The organism is Methylobacterium sp. J-070 (assembly GCF_022829385.1).
Lineage (GTDB): Bacteria > Pseudomonadota > Alphaproteobacteria > Rhizobiales > Beijerinckiaceae > Methylobacterium.
This window is the reverse complement of the sequence record NZ_JAKSXX010000066.1, coordinates 37,697-53,096: the sequence shown is the minus strand read 5'-3', so window position 1 is coordinate 53,096 and position 15,400 is coordinate 37,697. Positions and strand designations below refer to the sequence as shown.

Annotated in this window: 15 protein-coding genes; 5 read left to right on the top strand and 10 right to left on the bottom strand. The window is 71.3% G+C overall.

Annotated features, from left to right (window positions below; all coding sequences use genetic code 11):
- Positions 1-19: 19 nt before the first annotated feature.
- The 3 genes from MKL01_RS04905 to MKL01_RS04895 form a co-directional block, all read right to left on the bottom strand.
- Positions 20-745: a di-trans,poly-cis-decaprenylcistransferase gene (locus MKL01_RS04905; protein ID WP_243904102.1), complete on the bottom strand. Its 726-nt coding sequence runs from the start codon at positions 743-745 to the stop codon at positions 20-22.
- A gap of 77 nt (positions 746-822) precedes the next feature.
- A complete protein-coding gene (locus MKL01_RS04900; RefSeq protein WP_243904101.1) occupies positions 823-1,212 on the bottom strand; it encodes a transcriptional regulator in 390 nt (129 codons plus the stop codon).
- Complete coding sequence (locus MKL01_RS04895) at positions 1,199-1,816, bottom strand: hypothetical protein (RefSeq protein WP_243904100.1); 618 nt, start codon at positions 1,814-1,816, stop codon at positions 1,199-1,201. Before MKL01_RS04895 ends, MKL01_RS04900 begins: the two co-directional genes overlap by 14 nt.
- 290 nt (positions 1,817-2,106) lie before the next feature.
- On the opposite strand from MKL01_RS04895, the gene uvrB reads away from it, so the two are divergent.
- Positions 2,107-4,851 (top strand): excinuclease ABC subunit UvrB, encoded by a 2,745-nt coding sequence (gene uvrB, locus MKL01_RS04890; protein WP_243904099.1) that lies wholly within the window; start codon positions 2,107-2,109, stop codon positions 4,849-4,851.
- A 5-nt stretch (positions 4,852-4,856) separates the two neighbouring features.
- Here uvrB and MKL01_RS04885 read toward each other — a convergent pair whose 3' ends face one another.
- A complete protein-coding gene (locus MKL01_RS04885; protein ID WP_243904098.1) occupies positions 4,857-5,069 on the bottom strand; it encodes a hypothetical protein in 213 nt (70 codons plus the stop codon).
- A 131-nt stretch (positions 5,070-5,200) separates the two neighbouring features.
- Between MKL01_RS04885 and MKL01_RS04880 the strand changes: the two genes are divergently transcribed.
- Positions 5,201-5,725 (top strand): ankyrin repeat domain-containing protein, encoded by a 525-nt coding sequence (locus MKL01_RS04880; RefSeq protein ID WP_243904097.1) that lies wholly within the window; start codon positions 5,201-5,203, stop codon positions 5,723-5,725.
- A 3-nt stretch (positions 5,726-5,728) separates the two neighbouring features.
- Here MKL01_RS04880 and MKL01_RS04875 read toward each other — a convergent pair whose 3' ends face one another.
- Together MKL01_RS04875 and MKL01_RS04870 are read right to left on the bottom strand one after the other, a co-directional pair.
- Positions 5,729-6,049: an addiction module antidote protein gene (locus MKL01_RS04875; RefSeq protein ID WP_243904096.1), complete on the bottom strand. Its 321-nt coding sequence runs from the start codon at positions 6,047-6,049 to the stop codon at positions 5,729-5,731.
- Positions 6,050-6,060: 11 nt separating this feature from the next.
- Positions 6,061-6,354 (bottom strand): type II toxin-antitoxin system RelE/ParE family toxin, encoded by a 294-nt coding sequence (locus MKL01_RS04870; RefSeq protein ID WP_243904095.1) that lies wholly within the window; start codon positions 6,352-6,354, stop codon positions 6,061-6,063.
- Between the two features lie 152 nt (positions 6,355-6,506).
- Here MKL01_RS04870 and MKL01_RS04865 point away from each other — a divergent pair, with 152 nt between their 5' ends.
- A complete protein-coding gene (locus MKL01_RS04865) occupies positions 6,507-8,228 on the top strand; it encodes a pyrroloquinoline quinone-dependent dehydrogenase (protein ID WP_243904150.1) in 1,722 nt (573 codons plus the stop codon).
- A 56-nt stretch (positions 8,229-8,284) separates the two neighbouring features.
- Positions 8,285-8,722, top strand: a complete 438-nt coding sequence (locus tag MKL01_RS04860; protein WP_243904094.1) for an acyl-CoA thioesterase — start codon at positions 8,285-8,287, stop codon at positions 8,720-8,722.
- Between the two features lie 169 nt (positions 8,723-8,891).
- On the opposite strand, the gene MKL01_RS04855 is transcribed toward MKL01_RS04860, so the two are convergent.
- The 4 genes from MKL01_RS04855 to MKL01_RS04840 all read right to left on the bottom strand — a co-directional run bounded on the left by MKL01_RS04855 (position 8,892) and on the right by MKL01_RS04840 (position 13,650).
- Entirely contained in the window at positions 8,892-10,217 is a 1,326-nt protein-coding gene (locus tag MKL01_RS04855; RefSeq protein ID WP_243904093.1) for an O-antigen ligase family protein, read from the bottom strand.
- Between the two features lie 127 nt (positions 10,218-10,344).
- The gene (locus tag MKL01_RS04850; RefSeq protein ID WP_243904092.1) at positions 10,345-11,247 is read right to left on the bottom strand and encodes an alpha/beta hydrolase; all 903 of its coding nucleotides are present in this window, start codon (positions 11,245-11,247) and stop codon (positions 10,345-10,347) included.
- 83 nt (positions 11,248-11,330) lie between these two features.
- The gene (locus MKL01_RS04845; protein ID WP_243904149.1) at positions 11,331-12,179 is read right to left on the bottom strand and encodes a lytic transglycosylase domain-containing protein; all 849 of its coding nucleotides are present in this window, start codon (positions 12,177-12,179) and stop codon (positions 11,331-11,333) included.
- Positions 12,180-12,273: 94 nt separating this feature from the next.
- Complete coding sequence (locus MKL01_RS04840) at positions 12,274-13,650, bottom strand: CoA transferase (protein ID WP_243904091.1); 1,377 nt, start codon at positions 13,648-13,650, stop codon at positions 12,274-12,276.
- A 110-nt stretch (positions 13,651-13,760) separates the two neighbouring features.
- On the opposite strand from MKL01_RS04840, the gene MKL01_RS04835 reads away from it, so the two are divergent.
- A complete protein-coding gene (locus tag MKL01_RS04835; protein ID WP_243904090.1) occupies positions 13,761-15,398 on the top strand; it encodes an ABC transporter ATP-binding protein in 1,638 nt (545 codons plus the stop codon).
- Positions 15,399-15,400 lie beyond the last annotated feature (2 nt).

Sequence of the window (15,400 nt, the reverse complement as noted above, 5' to 3'; positions counted from 1 at the left end):
ACGCGCCCGTCAAGCACCCTCAAGCGGCGGCGGAGACGGCCGGCGCCTTCAGCCCTCCGAATCGGCGCTCGCGGCGGGTGAATTCGGCGACCGCCTCGGCGAGGTCCTCGGGCCCGAAATCGGGCCACATCCGTTCGGTGAAATGCAACTCGGCGTAGGCCGCTTCCCACAGCATGAAGTCCGAGAGCCGCCGCTCGCCGCCGGTGCGGATCAGCAGGTCGACCTCGACGGGCGACCCGTGCATCGGGCCCGCCACCAGGGCGCCGAAGCTCTCCCGGGTGATCGGGTCGGTGCCCTGAGGGCCCTGCGCTGCCGCGATGATCGCGTCGCGGGCCGAATAGTCGACGCAGATGCGCAGATGGAGGCGTGTGCCCGCTGCGGTCGCGGCTTCCGCGGCCGCGATCGCCGCGGGGATGCCGTCCGGCAACCGGTCGCGCCGCCCCACGACGCTGAGCCGGGTGCCGGTGCGGGCGAGCCGCTGCGTCTCGTTCCGCAGGTAGGAGCGCAGGAGCCGCATCAGCCCGCCGACCTCCTCGACCGGGCGCTGCCAATTGTCTGCCGAGAAGGCGTAGAGCGTCAGCGTGCCGATCCCGTGATCCGGGCAGGCCTCGGCGGTGCGCCGGATCGCTTCCACGCCGCGATGATGCCCGGCGAGCCGCGGCAGTCCGCGCTGCGTCGCCCAACGCCCGTTGCCGTCCATGATGATCGCGGCGTGCAGAGCCTTCGGCGCCGCTTCGCTTTGCATCGTAAAGTCTCCCGGCCTGGGCGTATCGCTGAAGTTTATCGGGTCGATGTTAACAATCAGAGGCGTATCCGGCCGTCTCACGCCGGTTTCGTGACCGGATCGAGGCCGCGCCGGCCCGCATCCGGTCCGCGCTCCGCCGCTTCCGCGGCGTCCCGCACCACCTGCTCCAGCACGCCCAGATAGCCGATGAACCGCTGGCGTCCGCTCGCGGTCAGCCGGCACACGGTCTGCGGGCGGTTGTGGGCGGAACCCTTCTCCAGGCTGACCAGATCGGCCTCGCTCAGCACCGCGAGGTGCCGGCTCAGGTTGCCGTCGGTCAGTCCGCAGAGCCGCTTGAGGTCCGGGAAGGGCAGGCCCTTGGGATGTGCCACTAGGGACGTGAGCACGGAGAGGCGCGCCCGTTCGTGGATGATCCTGTCGAGCCCCTCGTAGGAGAAGCGCCCGTCGTCCCGATCAGAGGTCGTCATCGAAGGACCGCGCGCCGCGATGAATGATCACCGCCAGCCAGGTCTGGCCGACGAGGAAGGGCAGGCCCATGGTCCACGGGGAGAGGAGGTGCGTCTCCGCCGAAAAGGCCAGCCCCGCAAGCCCCGCGAGCAGGTACCACGCGCCCACGCCCTGCACCGCCCGGGGCAGGATCCGCGCCGAAGCGAACAGGCCGAGGCCGACCAGGACCTGCCACAGCCCCGGCAGCATCCAGACCTCGCCGGGGGCGAACCGGGCGATCACCATGGCAAGGCACGCCCCCGCGCCGGCGGCCGGCAGGAACACCTCGATGGCGTTCCACACCATGGCGTCGGCAAGGCCGGAATGCAGGCGGCGCGTCCGCCGCATCGCCTCGACCCCGATCATCGCGAAAGCCGCCAGGGCGGCCGCGATCCACAGGCCGAAGAACAGGCCGGTCCGGGCCGTCGGATCTCCGAGCCACAGGGCCTGCCCGGCCGCACAGGCCAGCGCGAGGCCGCCGGTGCCGGCCACGGTCGCCGCCCCCACTCCACGGAACGCCGTATCGCGCGCGATCTGCGAGCGGATCGCCACGATGTCGGCCAATGCCTTGTCCAGGTCCTGCATGCCCCTCATGCCCCGGGCTTCATCGCGCTTTGCGCCGCAAAGTAACGGCGTCGCGGAACCGTCGCAAGTGAATTCGCGCCTGTTACGGCGGCGGATTTTCTCGGCGGTGGCGGCGCGAATCGAGTCCGAAAGGGGATGAATTCTACCTAACGGTTGTATTGCCCAGTCAATCCAGACCGGACAGCGGCCGTAGCGGTCCGGACGCCGGGCCGGTGCTCGGGGGAGGGGAGCGTCAAAACTCCCGGCCGGACAGGGTTTCTCACGGGCGTCGGCGGGCCCATATTGGCGCCATGCCCGCTCCGAAGAAATCGCGCGCCGCCTCCGTCACGGCTTCGTCCGCCAAGGCGTCGAAACCCGAGCTGAAGCCGCTCGACACCTATCTGGCGGAATTGCTGAACCCGGCGCTCAATCGCAACCGGCCGACGGCGGTCGAAGCGCCCGCGGAGACGCCCGCGCGACCGGGCAAGCCCAAGGGGCGCGCCGGCAAGGGCGGGACCCCCACGGCCGCCGGGCGGCGGGCCGAGATCGCCCGTGACGGTTTCGCGGAGGCGCCCCAGGCCGGCTTCGCGCTGGGCGACGCCGCGGATGTCGACCCGCGTCTCGCCCAGGCCCTGGGCCTGATACCGCCCGAGGACGGCCCCGTCCCGGAGGGCGCCGACCTGCCGGATCCCGGCGGCGACGGCGGCGCCTCGGCGACGGTGACGGCCCTGGAGCGGCTGCTCACCGAGGGCAACCCGCTGTTCAAGGACGGCAAGACCTGGACGCCGCACCGGCCGGAGCGCCCGCAGAAATCCGAGGGCGGGCTCCGGTTCACGCTGAAATCCGAGTTCGAGCCGGCCGGCGACCAGCCGAGGGCCATTGCCGAACTGGTCGGCGGCGTGCAGGCGCTGGAGCGCGATCAGGTGCTGCTCGGCGTCACCGGCTCGGGCAAGACCTTCACGATGGCCAAGATCATCGAGGAGACGCAGCGCCCGGCCCTGATCCTGGCGCCCAACAAGACCCTGGCCGCGCAGCTCTACGGGGAGTTCAAGACGTTCTTTCCCGACAACGCCGTCGAGTATTTCGTCTCCTACTACGACTACTATCAGCCCGAGGCCTACGTCCCCCGCTCCGACACGTTCATCGAGAAGGAATCCTCGATCAACGAGCAGATCGACCGGATGCGCCACTCCGCCACCCGCGCCCTGCTGGAGCGCGACGACGTGATCATCGTCGCCTCGGTCTCGTGCATCTACGGCATCGGCTCGGTCGAGACCTACACGGCGATGTCGTTCACGGTCTCGTTGGCTGAGCGGATCGAGCAGCGCCAGCTCATCGCCGATCTGGTGGCCCTGCAGTACAAGCGGATCCAGTCGGACTTCGCCCGCGGCACCTTCCGGGTCCGGGGCGATTCCATCGAGCTGTGGCCCGCCCACCTCGAGGATCGCGGCTGGCGGATCGGCCTGTTCGGCGACGAGGTCGAGAGCATCGTCGAGTTCGACCCGCTCACCGGCAAGACCATCGCCGAGCTAAAGTTCGTGAAGGTCTACGCGAACTCCCACTACGTCACGCCGCGTCCGACGCTGCAGCAGGCGATCAAGGGGATCAAGACGGAGCTCAACGCCCGGATCGAGGAGCTGACCAAGATGGGGCGCCTGATCGAGGCGCAGCGGATCGACCAGCGCTGCACCTTTGACATCGAGATGATCGAGGCCACTGGCGCCTGCAACGGCATCGAGAACTATTCCCGCTATCTCACCGGCCGGAAGCCGGGCGAGCCGCCGCCGACCCTGTTCGAGTACCTGCCCGACAACGCCCTGGTCTTCACCGACGAGAGCCACGTCACCGTGCCGCAGATCGGCGGCATGTACCGGGGCGACTTCCGCCGCAAGGCGACGCTCGCCGAGTACGGCTTCCGGCTGCCGTCCTGCCTCGACAACCGCCCCCTGCGCTTCGAGGAATGGGACGCGATGCGGCCGATGACGGTCCACGTCTCGGCGACGCCCGGCAAATGGGAGATGGAGCAGACCGGCGGCATCTTCGCCGAGCAGGTGATCCGCCCCACCGGCCTCGTCGATCCGGTGATCGAGATCCGCCCGGCCCGGAGCCAGGTCGACGATCTTCTGGGCGAGGTCCGGGAGGTCGCCCAGGCCGGCTACCGGACCCTCGTGACCACGCTCACCAAGCGCATGGCCGAGGACCTCACCGAGTACCTGCACGAGAACGGCGTGCGGGTGCGCTACATGCATTCCGACATCGACACCCTGGAGCGGATCGAGATCATCCGTGACCTGCGCCTCGGCGCCTTCGACGTGCTGATCGGCATCAACCTGCTGCGCGAGGGCCTCGACATCCCGGAATGCGCCCTGGTGGCCCTCCTCGACGCCGACAAGGAGGGGTTCCTCCGCTCGGAGACCTCGCTGATCCAGACCATCGGCCGCGCCGCCCGCAACGCCGACGCCCGCTGCATCCTGTACGCCGACACCATCACCGGCTCGATGGAGCGGGCGATGGCCGAGACCGAGCGACGCCGCGCCAAGCAGCTCGCCTACAACGCGGAGCACGGCATCACGCCGCAGAGCGTGAAGCGCGGCATCGCCGACATCCTCAGCAGCGTGTTCGAGCGCGACCACGTCCAGGTCGATACCGGCTTGGCCAAGGACGCGATCACGGTGGGCCACAACCTCAAGGCCGTGATGGCGGATCTCGAGAAGCGGATGCGCGCAGCCGCCGCCGATCTCGACTTCGAGGAGGCGGCGCGCCTGCGCGACGAGCTGAAGCGCCTTCAGGCGACCGAGCTGCTGGTCTCGGACGATCCCATGGCCCGCCAGGACGACGTGGAGCGCGAGGCCGGCAAGTTCGGCCGGAAGCCCCCGCGCGGGGGCGGGGGCAGCCGCATCGCCAAGCCCGACCTCGACGATATGGGCCCGGGCACGGACCGGGAGCTGCCGGCCGGCGCCGTACCCTGGCAGGAGCGGCCGAAGCCGCGCTCGACGCAGGGGCTCGGCGGGCAGAAGCCCAAGTACAAGGGGGGCGGCGGCCGCAAGCGCGGGTGATCGGTTCAGGCGGCCTCGTGATCCCGGCGATACCCGACGGCGACCTCGCCGGCATCGACGATGGCTTGCGCGATCCGCACGACGAGCCCATTGCAGGCCTCGTCGTAGGCGTGCGCGTTCGCCTGAACGGCCGCCTCCGCCACGGCCCCCGCCTGTTCGCGCACGATCTCGCGGGCGGTGCGCAGCGCGTCGGCGTAGGGCTCAAACGGTCGGGGCATCGTTGCGCTCCGGAGACGCGGGGTCTTCTGGCCGGGGTCGGGGGGCTGGAACGAGCGTCGCGACGAAACCGTTCCCGAAGCTGCAGCGCCGCGTCGGCGCAGATCGGATCCGGTGGTGAGATGAGCACCTGATGGCCTCAGAACTGAACGCACGCCCCACCCTCGACGACGACACCCTCGCCTTCGCGGCCCGGGTCTTCCAGTACGCCCGGATGGGCCATGCGGATGAACTGGCGGAGCTGTTCGGGCAGGGGTTGCCGGCGAACCTGCGCAACGACAAGGGCGACAGCCTGCTGATGCTCGCCGCCTACAACGGCCAGGCGGACGCCGCCCGGGTGATCCTGGAGGCCGGCGGCGACCCGGAACTCGCCAACGATCGCGGCCAGACGCCGCTCGCCGGCGCGGCGTTCAAGAACGACCTGGCGATGGCGCGGCTGCTGCTCCAACACGGGGCCGCGGTGGACGGCACCGGCGACGGCACCCGCACCGCCCTGATGACGGCCGCGATGTTCGACCGGACCGAGATGGTCGATCTGCTCCTCCAGCACGGCGCCGACCCGGACAGGCGCGACGCCTCCGGCCAGAGCGCCGCCGACATGGCCCGGGCCATGGGCGCGCAGGCGACGCCGGCGCAGCTTGATGGGGCGAAGCGCTGAGCGTCAGCCGCGATCCGACCCCGTCGCCTGCCGGGACGGGACAACGGCCAGCGTCAGCCCCAGGGCCGCAATCACGCGCTGAACGGTGTCGAGGCTCGGGTTCCCGGTCTGCGACAGGGCCGTGTAGAGGCTCCCGCGGCCCAGGCCGCTGGCATCCGCGATGGACGCCATGCTGCGCGCCCGCGCGACGTCGCCGAGCGCCCGACTGAACGCCGCGGGATCGCTCTCCTCCAGGGCCGCCGAGCGATAGGCAGCGGCCTCTTCGGGGGCGAGGATCTGGGTCGCCACATCGAAGGGCTGCGTGGGTGTCTTGATGTCGGCCATGCGCTGCCTGCTCAAACCATACGCCCGAGATCGTGTGCCCGGGCGATGTCGCGGGCCTGCGAGTCCTTGTCACCGCCGCACAGCAGGATGACGATCCCGCCATCGGCGCGTACGACGAAGTAGACACGGTAACCGGGACCTGTATCGATCTTCATCTCGCTCACCCCGCCGCCGACCGGGGCCACGTGGCCGCGATGATCCGCCGGGAGGCGCACGATCCGGCGCCGGAAGCGGGCCCGCCCGACCGTATCGCGAAGTCGGTCGATCCATCGATCGAGCACCTCCGGGGTCGAAACTTCGGGCAAGCTCTGTATCCGATAAGATACGGACCTGTGCAAACGCGCCCGATAACAGAGCTGCGACGCAACCTCCGCGGAAGCGATCGCCCAGAAGAATAGGGAGACGAAACGCCGTGCCGCCCATCACTCGGATCGACAAGGGATTCTGGCTTGCTTGCTTGGGGCTGATCGCGACGCCACGCGCAGCCTTCGCCGCCGAGACCCCCTGGCCGGCCTTCGGCCACGATCCCAGCAACCGCAATTTTTCCGAGCTCACCCAGATCGACCGCGCGAGCGTCGCCCGGCTGCGGCCCGCCTGGATGTTCCAGACCGGCGTGACCGGCTACTTCCAGGCACAGCCGGTGATGGTGGACGGGACGCTCTACCTGTCCACGACGCAGAACAACGTCGCGGCCCTCGATGCGCGCACCGGCAAGCCGCTCTGGACCTACACGCACAAGCCGCGCACGGAGAAGATCTTCGGGCCGCCCTCGAACCGCGGGCTCGCAGTCTCCGGCGGCCTCGTGTTCGAGGCGACCATGGACGGGCGGCTGATCGCCCTGGACGCCAAGACGGGCAAGGTGGTCTGGGACAAGGAGGCGGTCCGCCCGGAGGAGGGCGAGACCGAGACCGCCTCGGGGCTGGCGGCCACCCTCGGCGGGAAGCCGGTGCAGGGGTCGAGCCGCCTGGGCTTCAAGATGCCGCCGCTCGTCGCCGACGGGCTGGTGATCGTCGGCGTCACCGGCGCGGGCTACGGACTCCACATCGCGGACGAGGCGGGCGGCCTCGACGGCGGCGCGGTGGTGGGGATCGAGGGCGGCTACGGCCGGCGCGGCTGGCTCGCGGCCTACGACGCCAAGACCGGCGACGAGCGCTGGCGCTGGTACGTCACCCCCTCGGAGGGCTGGGAGGGCGGGTTCGTCGAGACGGCCGCCGACGGCACGCCGCTCCACCGGGACATCGCCGCCGAGAAGGCCGCCGCGCCGGCCAACCGGGACGCCTGGCGCGTCGGCGGCGGCTCCCTCTGGATGACGCCGGCCTACGATCCCGATCTGGGCCTGATCTTCCTCGGGACCGGCAACCCGGCGCCGCAGAATTTCGGCCTCTCGCGGCCGGGGGACAACCTCTACACGATGTGCCTCGTCGCCCTCGACGTGAAGACCGGCACGCTGCGCTGGTACTATCAGCAGGTGCCGCACGACGAGTGGGGCTACGACGTCGCCGCACCGCCCTTCCTGCTCGACCTGCCCGGCGGCGCCAAGGCGGTGGCCTCGGCGAGCAAGACCGGCTGGATCTATGTCCACGACCGCGCATCGGGCAAGCTGCTTGAGCGCTCGGCGCCGCTCCTCGACCAGAAGAACCTGTTCGCGCCGCCGACCGCTGAAGGAACGGTGGTGGCGCCCGGTCCGCTCGGCGCGGTCTCCTGGCCGCCCACCGCGTATGACGGGCGCCTCGCCTACGTGCAGGTCCGCCATGGGGCGACGACCTACACGGTGAAGACCGTGCCGGCCGCCGCGGGCCGGCCGGAGATTCGCTACACCGAGACCGGCGAGGCGAAGGGCGAGCCGTCCTTCAGCACCCTCACCGCCGTCGACCTCAACGGAGGCGGCAGGATCGCGTGGTCGGTGCGTTCGGCGAGCCGTCTGTCGGGCGGGACGCTGGCGACCGCGGGCGGCCTCGTGTTCTCCGGCGAGGAGGACGGCCACCTCGACGCCCACGACGCGGGCGACGGCCGGGTGCTCTGGCGCTTCCAGTGCGGCGCGGGGATCAGCGGGCCGGCCATGACCTACGCGTTGGACGGCAAGCAATACGTGGCGGTGGCGGCCGGCGGCGCGTCCTACACCAAGGCGTCCGGCTTCGGCACCGGCGACGCACTGCTGGTCTTCGCGCTGCCCGATTGACCGCGGCCGAGCTTGACGGGAAAGGTTCCAGCCGGTGGCGGGGGCTCTTCCGGACAATGACGGGAACGCAAAGCGCGGACGGCGTCCTCGCGCGGGCCGAGGGTCAGCCGACCGATCGCGGGTCCCCGGTGATCCGCACCATCGCGATGCCGGCCGATACCAACCCGGCCGGCGACATCTTCGGCGGCTGGCTGATGGCCCAGATGGATCTGGCAGCCGGCAACGTCGCGGCAAGGCGGGCGCGGGGGCGCTGCGCCACCATCGCGGTGGACGCGATCACCTTCCATCACCCGGTCTTCGTCGGCGACGAGGTCAGCCTCTACGCCTGGCTGGTGACGGTGGGGCGCACATCCCTGCGCATCCAGGTCGAGGTCTGGCGGCGCGAGCGGGCGAGCGAAGCCACCATGAAGGTGACCGAGGCGACCTTCACCTTCGTGGCGATCGGCGACGACAGGCGCCCGCGGACGGTGCCGACGGAGAAGGGCGGCTCGTAGACGGGCCGTTCGCCGCGACGAGACCAAGTCGCCGGCGCCTCAGATCAGCGACAACGCCCAGGCCGCGGCCGGATGGGATGCGCGACGTTCTTCCCGCGCAGGTTCGCGTGCTTGTCGATCGCCCCGCCGAAGGCGCTGCGTGTCGCGGCCCTTGCCGCCCCCGCCGGCCTCACCCCGCCGCGACGGCGTACCGCGTGCGCAGGCGCAGGCCGAACACCGCCATCATGAACATGCAGCAGGTGGCGTTGTTGCCGTTGTACAGCACCGTCTCGAACGAGGCCGAGACCAGCCCGAGGAACCACAGGCGCAGGAACAGCAGCGTCTCGGCATCGAGCCGGGTTCCGCCCGCGGCGCGCTGAAGGTCGCGCACCGGCGCCAGCACGAAGGCCACCACGGTGAGCACGAGGAACGGGAAGCCGCCGATCAGCGCCGTATCGAGATAGGCGTTGTGCGAGTGGTTGGCGGTGTTGACCCAGGTCAGTTCCTCGGAGCCGGCGAACATGGTGCGCTCGGTCATCCAGAACGCGCCGATCCCCCAGCCGCGCCAGGGGCGGACGAAGATGTTGTCGAGGGCGAACTGCCAGATCTCGCTGCGCCCGGTGAAGGTCGCGTCGGTCAGAAGCGCCCCGACCGCGTCGCGGATCGGCGGGATCAGGACCGAGCCGATCGAGATCACCGAGAAGCCCGCGACCGGACCGAGCAGCAGGAGGGTCCGCGCCAAGCCGCCGGTCAGGACCTGGCAGAGGCCCGTGACGGCGAGGATCACCGGGAGAAGAAGGATCGCGGTCTTGGACCCGCTCGCGACCAGCAGGCCGGCGGCGAGGAATACGATGCTCCAGCCCAGCACGCGACTCGCCGCGGTGGCGATGTACAATCCGACGAGGACCAGGATCACCATGGCGGCGCCAGCCTCGTTCTTGTGCGGGAAGATCCCGCGCCAGAGGCCGGGGTGGCTCGGGTCGGAATTGACGTCGAAGGCGGAGTGGATCGCCAGATCCGGCACCAGCGCGACCGCGAGGTAGGACGAGACCAGGATCACCAAAGCCGCGCCCGCCAGGGTCAGCGCCAGCTGACGGGGCGAGCGGGCCACGATCAGGACGCCGGCCGAGAGCATCGCCGCGATGGCGAAGAGCGTGAGACGCCGCAGCGACAGGCTCGGCTCGACCGACAGCATCGCGGTCAGCCCGAGCCAGATTGCGCACAGGATCAGGGGGCGGCTCGCGAGGGGACGTAGGTGGCGCAGGCCGATCCGGTGGATCGCCCAGGCCATGGCGAGGCCCGCCCCGCCGAACAGCACCTGGGTCAGGAGGCTGCCGTCCTCGGCCGCCGCCAGGGCCGACCGGTCCGCGAGATCCTGGAACCACACGTGATTCCACAGCAGGACGAAGACAGCCCCGTTGAGGAGCACGCGCAGGACATCCGGCACGTCGCGTCCCGCGACGTCGCGTTGCCGTCCGTCGGCCGGGATCCCGATCGCCACGTCCGCCGAAGCCATACCGTCCACCGCGCGGGTCGCACCTTGCGCCCTGGCTCATACTAGCGGCAGGGCGACGGAGGGCGACGCCCTAATCGAAAGTTGCACCCAACGATCGCGCGATAACCTTGACGCCCGGCCGCGTCGTTCAGCGCTTCATCGTATATTGGGAACGCCCGGCGGATTGGCGCATCAGGAACGCCGCCATCTCGGCGAGTTCGGGGGCCTTCGAGCGGAAGGTGACGGAGAGGGCCAGCAGCGTATCCTTGTGGTCGAGCCCGGGATAGATCCGCTCCTGGACCGGGACATGCTCGGCGCGCAGCTTGGCGGCGAGGCTGACCGTGTGCCGCGGCTTGACGACCGTGTCGGCCTCGCCGGTCGCCAGGAAGGCCGGGGGCGAGAGCGGTCCGACGAAGGTGACCGGCTGCGTCGCGGCTTGATCGGGCGCCTTCCCGAACACCTTGACGGTGGTGTCCTGGTCGAGCGGCAGGAAGTCGTAGGGGCCGGACAGTCCGGCGACGGCCTTGATCACCTTGGGATCGACGCCGGCCGCCGCGAGATAGCGGGGGTCGAGCCCGAGCATCATTGCGTTGTAGGCGCCGGCCGAATGCCCGGCCAGCACGATCCGGCGCGGATCGCCGCCATAGGCCGCGATGTTCTCGCGCACCCAGGCCACGGCCGCGGCCCCGTCCTCCAGGAAGCCCGGGAACGGCGCCTCCGGGAAGAGCCGGTAGTCCGGCAGGACCGTGATGAAGCCCTGGGCGGCAAGCGCGTGCCCGACGAAGGCGTAATCATCCTTGGAGCCGCTCTGCCAGGAGCCGCCGTAGAAGAAGACCAGCACCGGGGCGTTCTCGGCGGCCGCGACGGGGACATAGACGTCGAGGCGCCGGCGCGGGCCCGCGCCGAAGCTCTGGTCCTTGGCGGCGAGCCGGCCTCCGGGATCGCGCGGACCGATCGCGTCGAACAGGGCCAGCGGCGAGGCGGCGTTCAGGCCGAACGCCGCGAGACCCAGGCAGAGCAGGCTGGCGAGCGCGGTGAGGAGTCGTGTCATATCCCATCCGGTTGTCCCGATCGTCCGATACGGCGCCGGTCTCGGGGCGGATTGATGACGCTGGCGCGGCGCGCTGTGAAAAATCAGGTCCGCAGCACGAAGCAGGCGCCCCCGACCCTGCGGATCCGGCCGCACAGGTCGTCCGCGGCCTGCCGGTTCTGTGCCGGGATACGGATCCGGTAGAAGGCCCGGGTCCCGCGGTTGCGCAGCCGGGTTCCGATGATCATCGGCCGGACCTCCCCGATCACCCCCGCGTAGGCGCTGCGGGCGCGATTGAAGCTCTGGAGCGCGAGCGCCTTCGAGAAGTTGCCGGCGAGCTGGATGCCCCAGGGCGCGGCCGGACCCTCGTTCAGCCCGAGGGCGAACCGGTCGCCGCGGGCCGGGATGCGCAGGCTCGCCGTGACCTGCAGGCAGGTCTGCGGCGCGTCCGGCTTCGTGTCTTTCCCGGCGGGCTTCTCGGGGGCGCCCCCCTCGGGATACTCGATCCCCTTGGCGGGTCCGGTCCGCCAGTCGTCGGCCGGAACGCCCGTGATGGCCGCCACGTAGGCGCGGGTCTCGGCCGGGAGGCCCCCGTCCCCGGCGAGCCACTTGGACACGCGTGCGGCGCCGCCGTTATAGGCGGCGGCGGCGAGGCCGAGATTGCCGAACTGGACCTTGAGATCCGCCAGCAGGTGCGCGGCGTGGGGGATCGCCTGTTCCGGATCGAACGGGTCGAGGAGCCCGCGCTCCCGGGCGGTCCCGGGCATGAACTGCGCGATTCCCTGCGCCCCGGCCGGGCTGACGACGCCCACGCGGAAACTGCTCTCGCGCCAGATCAAGCGGGTCAAAAACGGCACCGGCAGGCTGCGGGCCTTCGCGGACTCGTCGATGAGGCGGCACAGCGCCTGCTCGACGGTTTCGGTCGCGCCCTCCGACGGGGCAGCCGCAGCCATGCGCGCCGCGACGAGGACCGGGAGAGCGAAGAGCGCGCCGAAGCGCAGGCTTGAGATGGTCACGCAGGCGCTTGTAGCGACCTTCGGTTGCGGATCAATCCGCCGGATCGTCCGCCCAAGCCGGAGCGTCGTCCCCGAGGCGGTGCGCCGCCCGCGCCCAGCGCATCGGGTGGCCCGCCACGACGACCGGCGGCCGCAGACGCCGGGCGGGGCCCCACGCCGTCGCCTCGATCTCCGCGTCGAAATCGTCCGCGTCCTCGGGCGCGAGCGGCTCGTCCGGGATCGCCGGACCGGCCGCGGTCAGCAACGCCGCCGTGCGGGCGAGCGACAGCCGGGCCCGGCCACCGGTGCCGTCGCGCAGCCGGCAGGCCAGCAGACGCAGCACGGCCGCCGCCATCATGTAGCCGGTGGCATGGTCGAGGGCCTGGACGGGGAGGGGCACCGGCCGATCGGCCTGCTTCCAGTCCTGTCCGGCCTCGGCGATGCCGCAGCTCATCTGAACGAGGCTGTCGAAGCCGCGCCGGCCGGCCCAGGGGCCGGTCCAGCCGTAAGCGTCGAGGCAGACCTCGACGAGGCCGGGGGCCAGGGACTGCCGTGCGGCAGCGCCGTAACCGAGCCCGTCGAGGGCACCCGGCCGATAGCCGTGAACCAGCACGTCCGCGCCCGACAGGAGGCGCTCGAAGGTCGCCCGGTCGGCATCCCGGCGCAGGTCGAGGCGTCCGCAGCTCTTGCCCAGCGTGACCTCCGGCTCGAGGGCGGGCTCGTCCCAGCCGGGCGGGTCGATCCGAACCACGTCGGCGCCGAAGCCCGCGAGGAACCGTGTCGCCACCGGTCCGGCGAGCACCCGCGTCAGGTCGAGGACCCGGAGGCCGTCGAGCACCCGCCCGGGCCGCGGAGCCCAGCGGGATGCCGAGCGGTTGGAGCCCGGCTCGAACGCCACCAGAGGTTCCCCCGCCACGGCGCCTCCGGCCGGGTGGGCCGCCCAATCGGCGAGGCCGCGCATCTCGGCCGCGCATCCGCCCTCGGCGAGGATTGCGGCTTCCAGTTCCGCCTTGGTCCGGTCGGCCACCGCCCGCGCCATGCCGGCGCGATCCGTCTGGGGGCCGAGCACCCGCTCGGCCGCCGCCCGGTGGTGCGGCGCGTTCGTGTGCAGACGGATCCATCCGTCGCGGGTGAGGTAGTCGCCCGCCACGGGATCCCATGGGGCCGGTACGCGCCAGCCGTCCGGACGCAACGACGTCGCGAACCAGAAGGACGCGAGCCGCCGGTCGACGGTGACGGGACCCGCCGTGCCGGCGACCTCCCGAAGGCCGAGCGCCGCCGCCGCCACGGAGCCGGCCGCCAGATCGGTGACCCCGAAGGCCGAAGGCAGCGCTCCCCGTCCGGTGAACCCCAGGGAGGCGGCAGCGCCGGGCGGCCCGTCGAGGGCGGCCCAGATCCCCGCGGCGAAGGCCTCGGCGCTTGCGTCCATGACGATCTCCCCCTTGCGCGCCCGGGTGGGTCGGCACGCCGCGCCGGGACCGACCCGCCGTCACCGCAGGGTACACTAGGGTCCCGGCGACGGCGCGCTATAAGGGGACCATGTCCGAGGCCGAAACCCAGCCGCTCCTCTCCGTCGAGGGTCTGTCCGTCGCCTTCCGGTCCCGCGCGGGCGAGACCATGGCGGTCGACGGCATCGATTTCAGCATCCGCCGCGGCGAGACCCTGGCGCTGGTGGGGGAATCCGGATCCGGCAAGTCGGTGACGGCGCTGGCGATCCTCCGGCTCCTCGATGGCGCGGCGCGCCAGGGCGGCGCGATCCTGTTCAAGGGTCGCGACCTCGCGAGCCTGCCGGAACGCGCGATGCGCGACGTGCGCGGCGCCGACATCACCATGGTCTTCCAGGAGCCCATGACCTCGCTGAACCCGCTCCACACGATCGAGCGGCAGATCCGCGAAGTGCTCGGCCTCCATCGCGGCCTGACCGGGAAAGCCGCCAGGCAGCGCGTCCTGGAACTGCTCGACCTCGTCGGCCTGCGCGACGCGGAGCGCCGCCTGGGCGCCTACCCGCACGAGCTGTCCGGCGGCCAGCGCCAGCGGGTGATGATCGCCATGGCGCTCGCCTGCGAGCCGGATCTGCTGGTGGCCGACGAGCCGACCACGGCGCTCGACGTCACCGTGCAGGCGCAGATCCTGGCGCTGCTCGCCGACCTGCAGAAGCGACTCGGGATGGCGATGCTGTTCATCACCCACGACCTCGGCATCGTGGAGCGGATCGCCGACCGGGTCTGCGTGATGCTGAAGGGCAAGATCGTGGAGGCCGGGCCCACCAGGGCCGTCTTCGCCGATCCCCAGCACGAGTACACGCGGCGCCTCATCGCCTCCGAACCGAAGGGCCGCGCCAACCCGGTGCCAGCCGATGCTGCGTCGCTGGTCGAGGCGGGGCCCCTCAAGGTCTGGTTTCCGCTGAAGTCCGGCCTGCTCCGGCGCGTCACCGGGCACGTCAAGGCGGTCGACGGCGTCGCCCTGCGGGTCCGGGCCGGAGAGACCGTGGGCGTCGTCGGCGAATCGGGCTCGGGCAAGACGACGCTCGGCCTCGCCCTGCTGCGGCTGACCGGCTCGGACGGCCCGATCGTGTTCCTCGGCAAGGCTATCGACGGCTTCGGCGTGGCGCAGATGCGCCCGCTGCGGAAGGATATGCAGGTGGTCTTTCAGGACCCCTACGGCTCGCTCTCGCCGCGCATGTCGGTGGGCGACATCGTCGCCGAGGGTCTCGTGGTCCAGGGCACCGTGCGGACCCGGGCCGAGCGCCGGGCCGTGGTGGCGAAGGCCCTGACCGATGTGGGGCTCGACCCCTCCGCCATGGACCGCTACCCGCACGAATTCTCCGGCGGGCAGCGCCAGCGCATCGCCATCGCCCGGGCCATGGTGCTGGAGCCCCGCTTCGTGGTGCTCGACGAGCCGACCTCGGCCCTCGACCGCTCGGTCCAGGCCCAGATCGTGACGCTGCTGCGCGATCTCCAGCGGGAGCGGGGCCTCGCCTACCTGTTCATCAGCCACGACCTGAAGGTGGTCCGGGCGCTCGCCAACTACGTGGTGGTGATGCAGAACGGCCGCGTCGTCGAGGAGGGCCCGGCGGAGACGATCTTCTCCGATCCGCGGACGGCCTATACTCGCGCCCTGTTCAAGGCCGCCTTCGCCCTCGACAGCGACGCCCCGACAGAGCTGGAGCCCGTCTGACC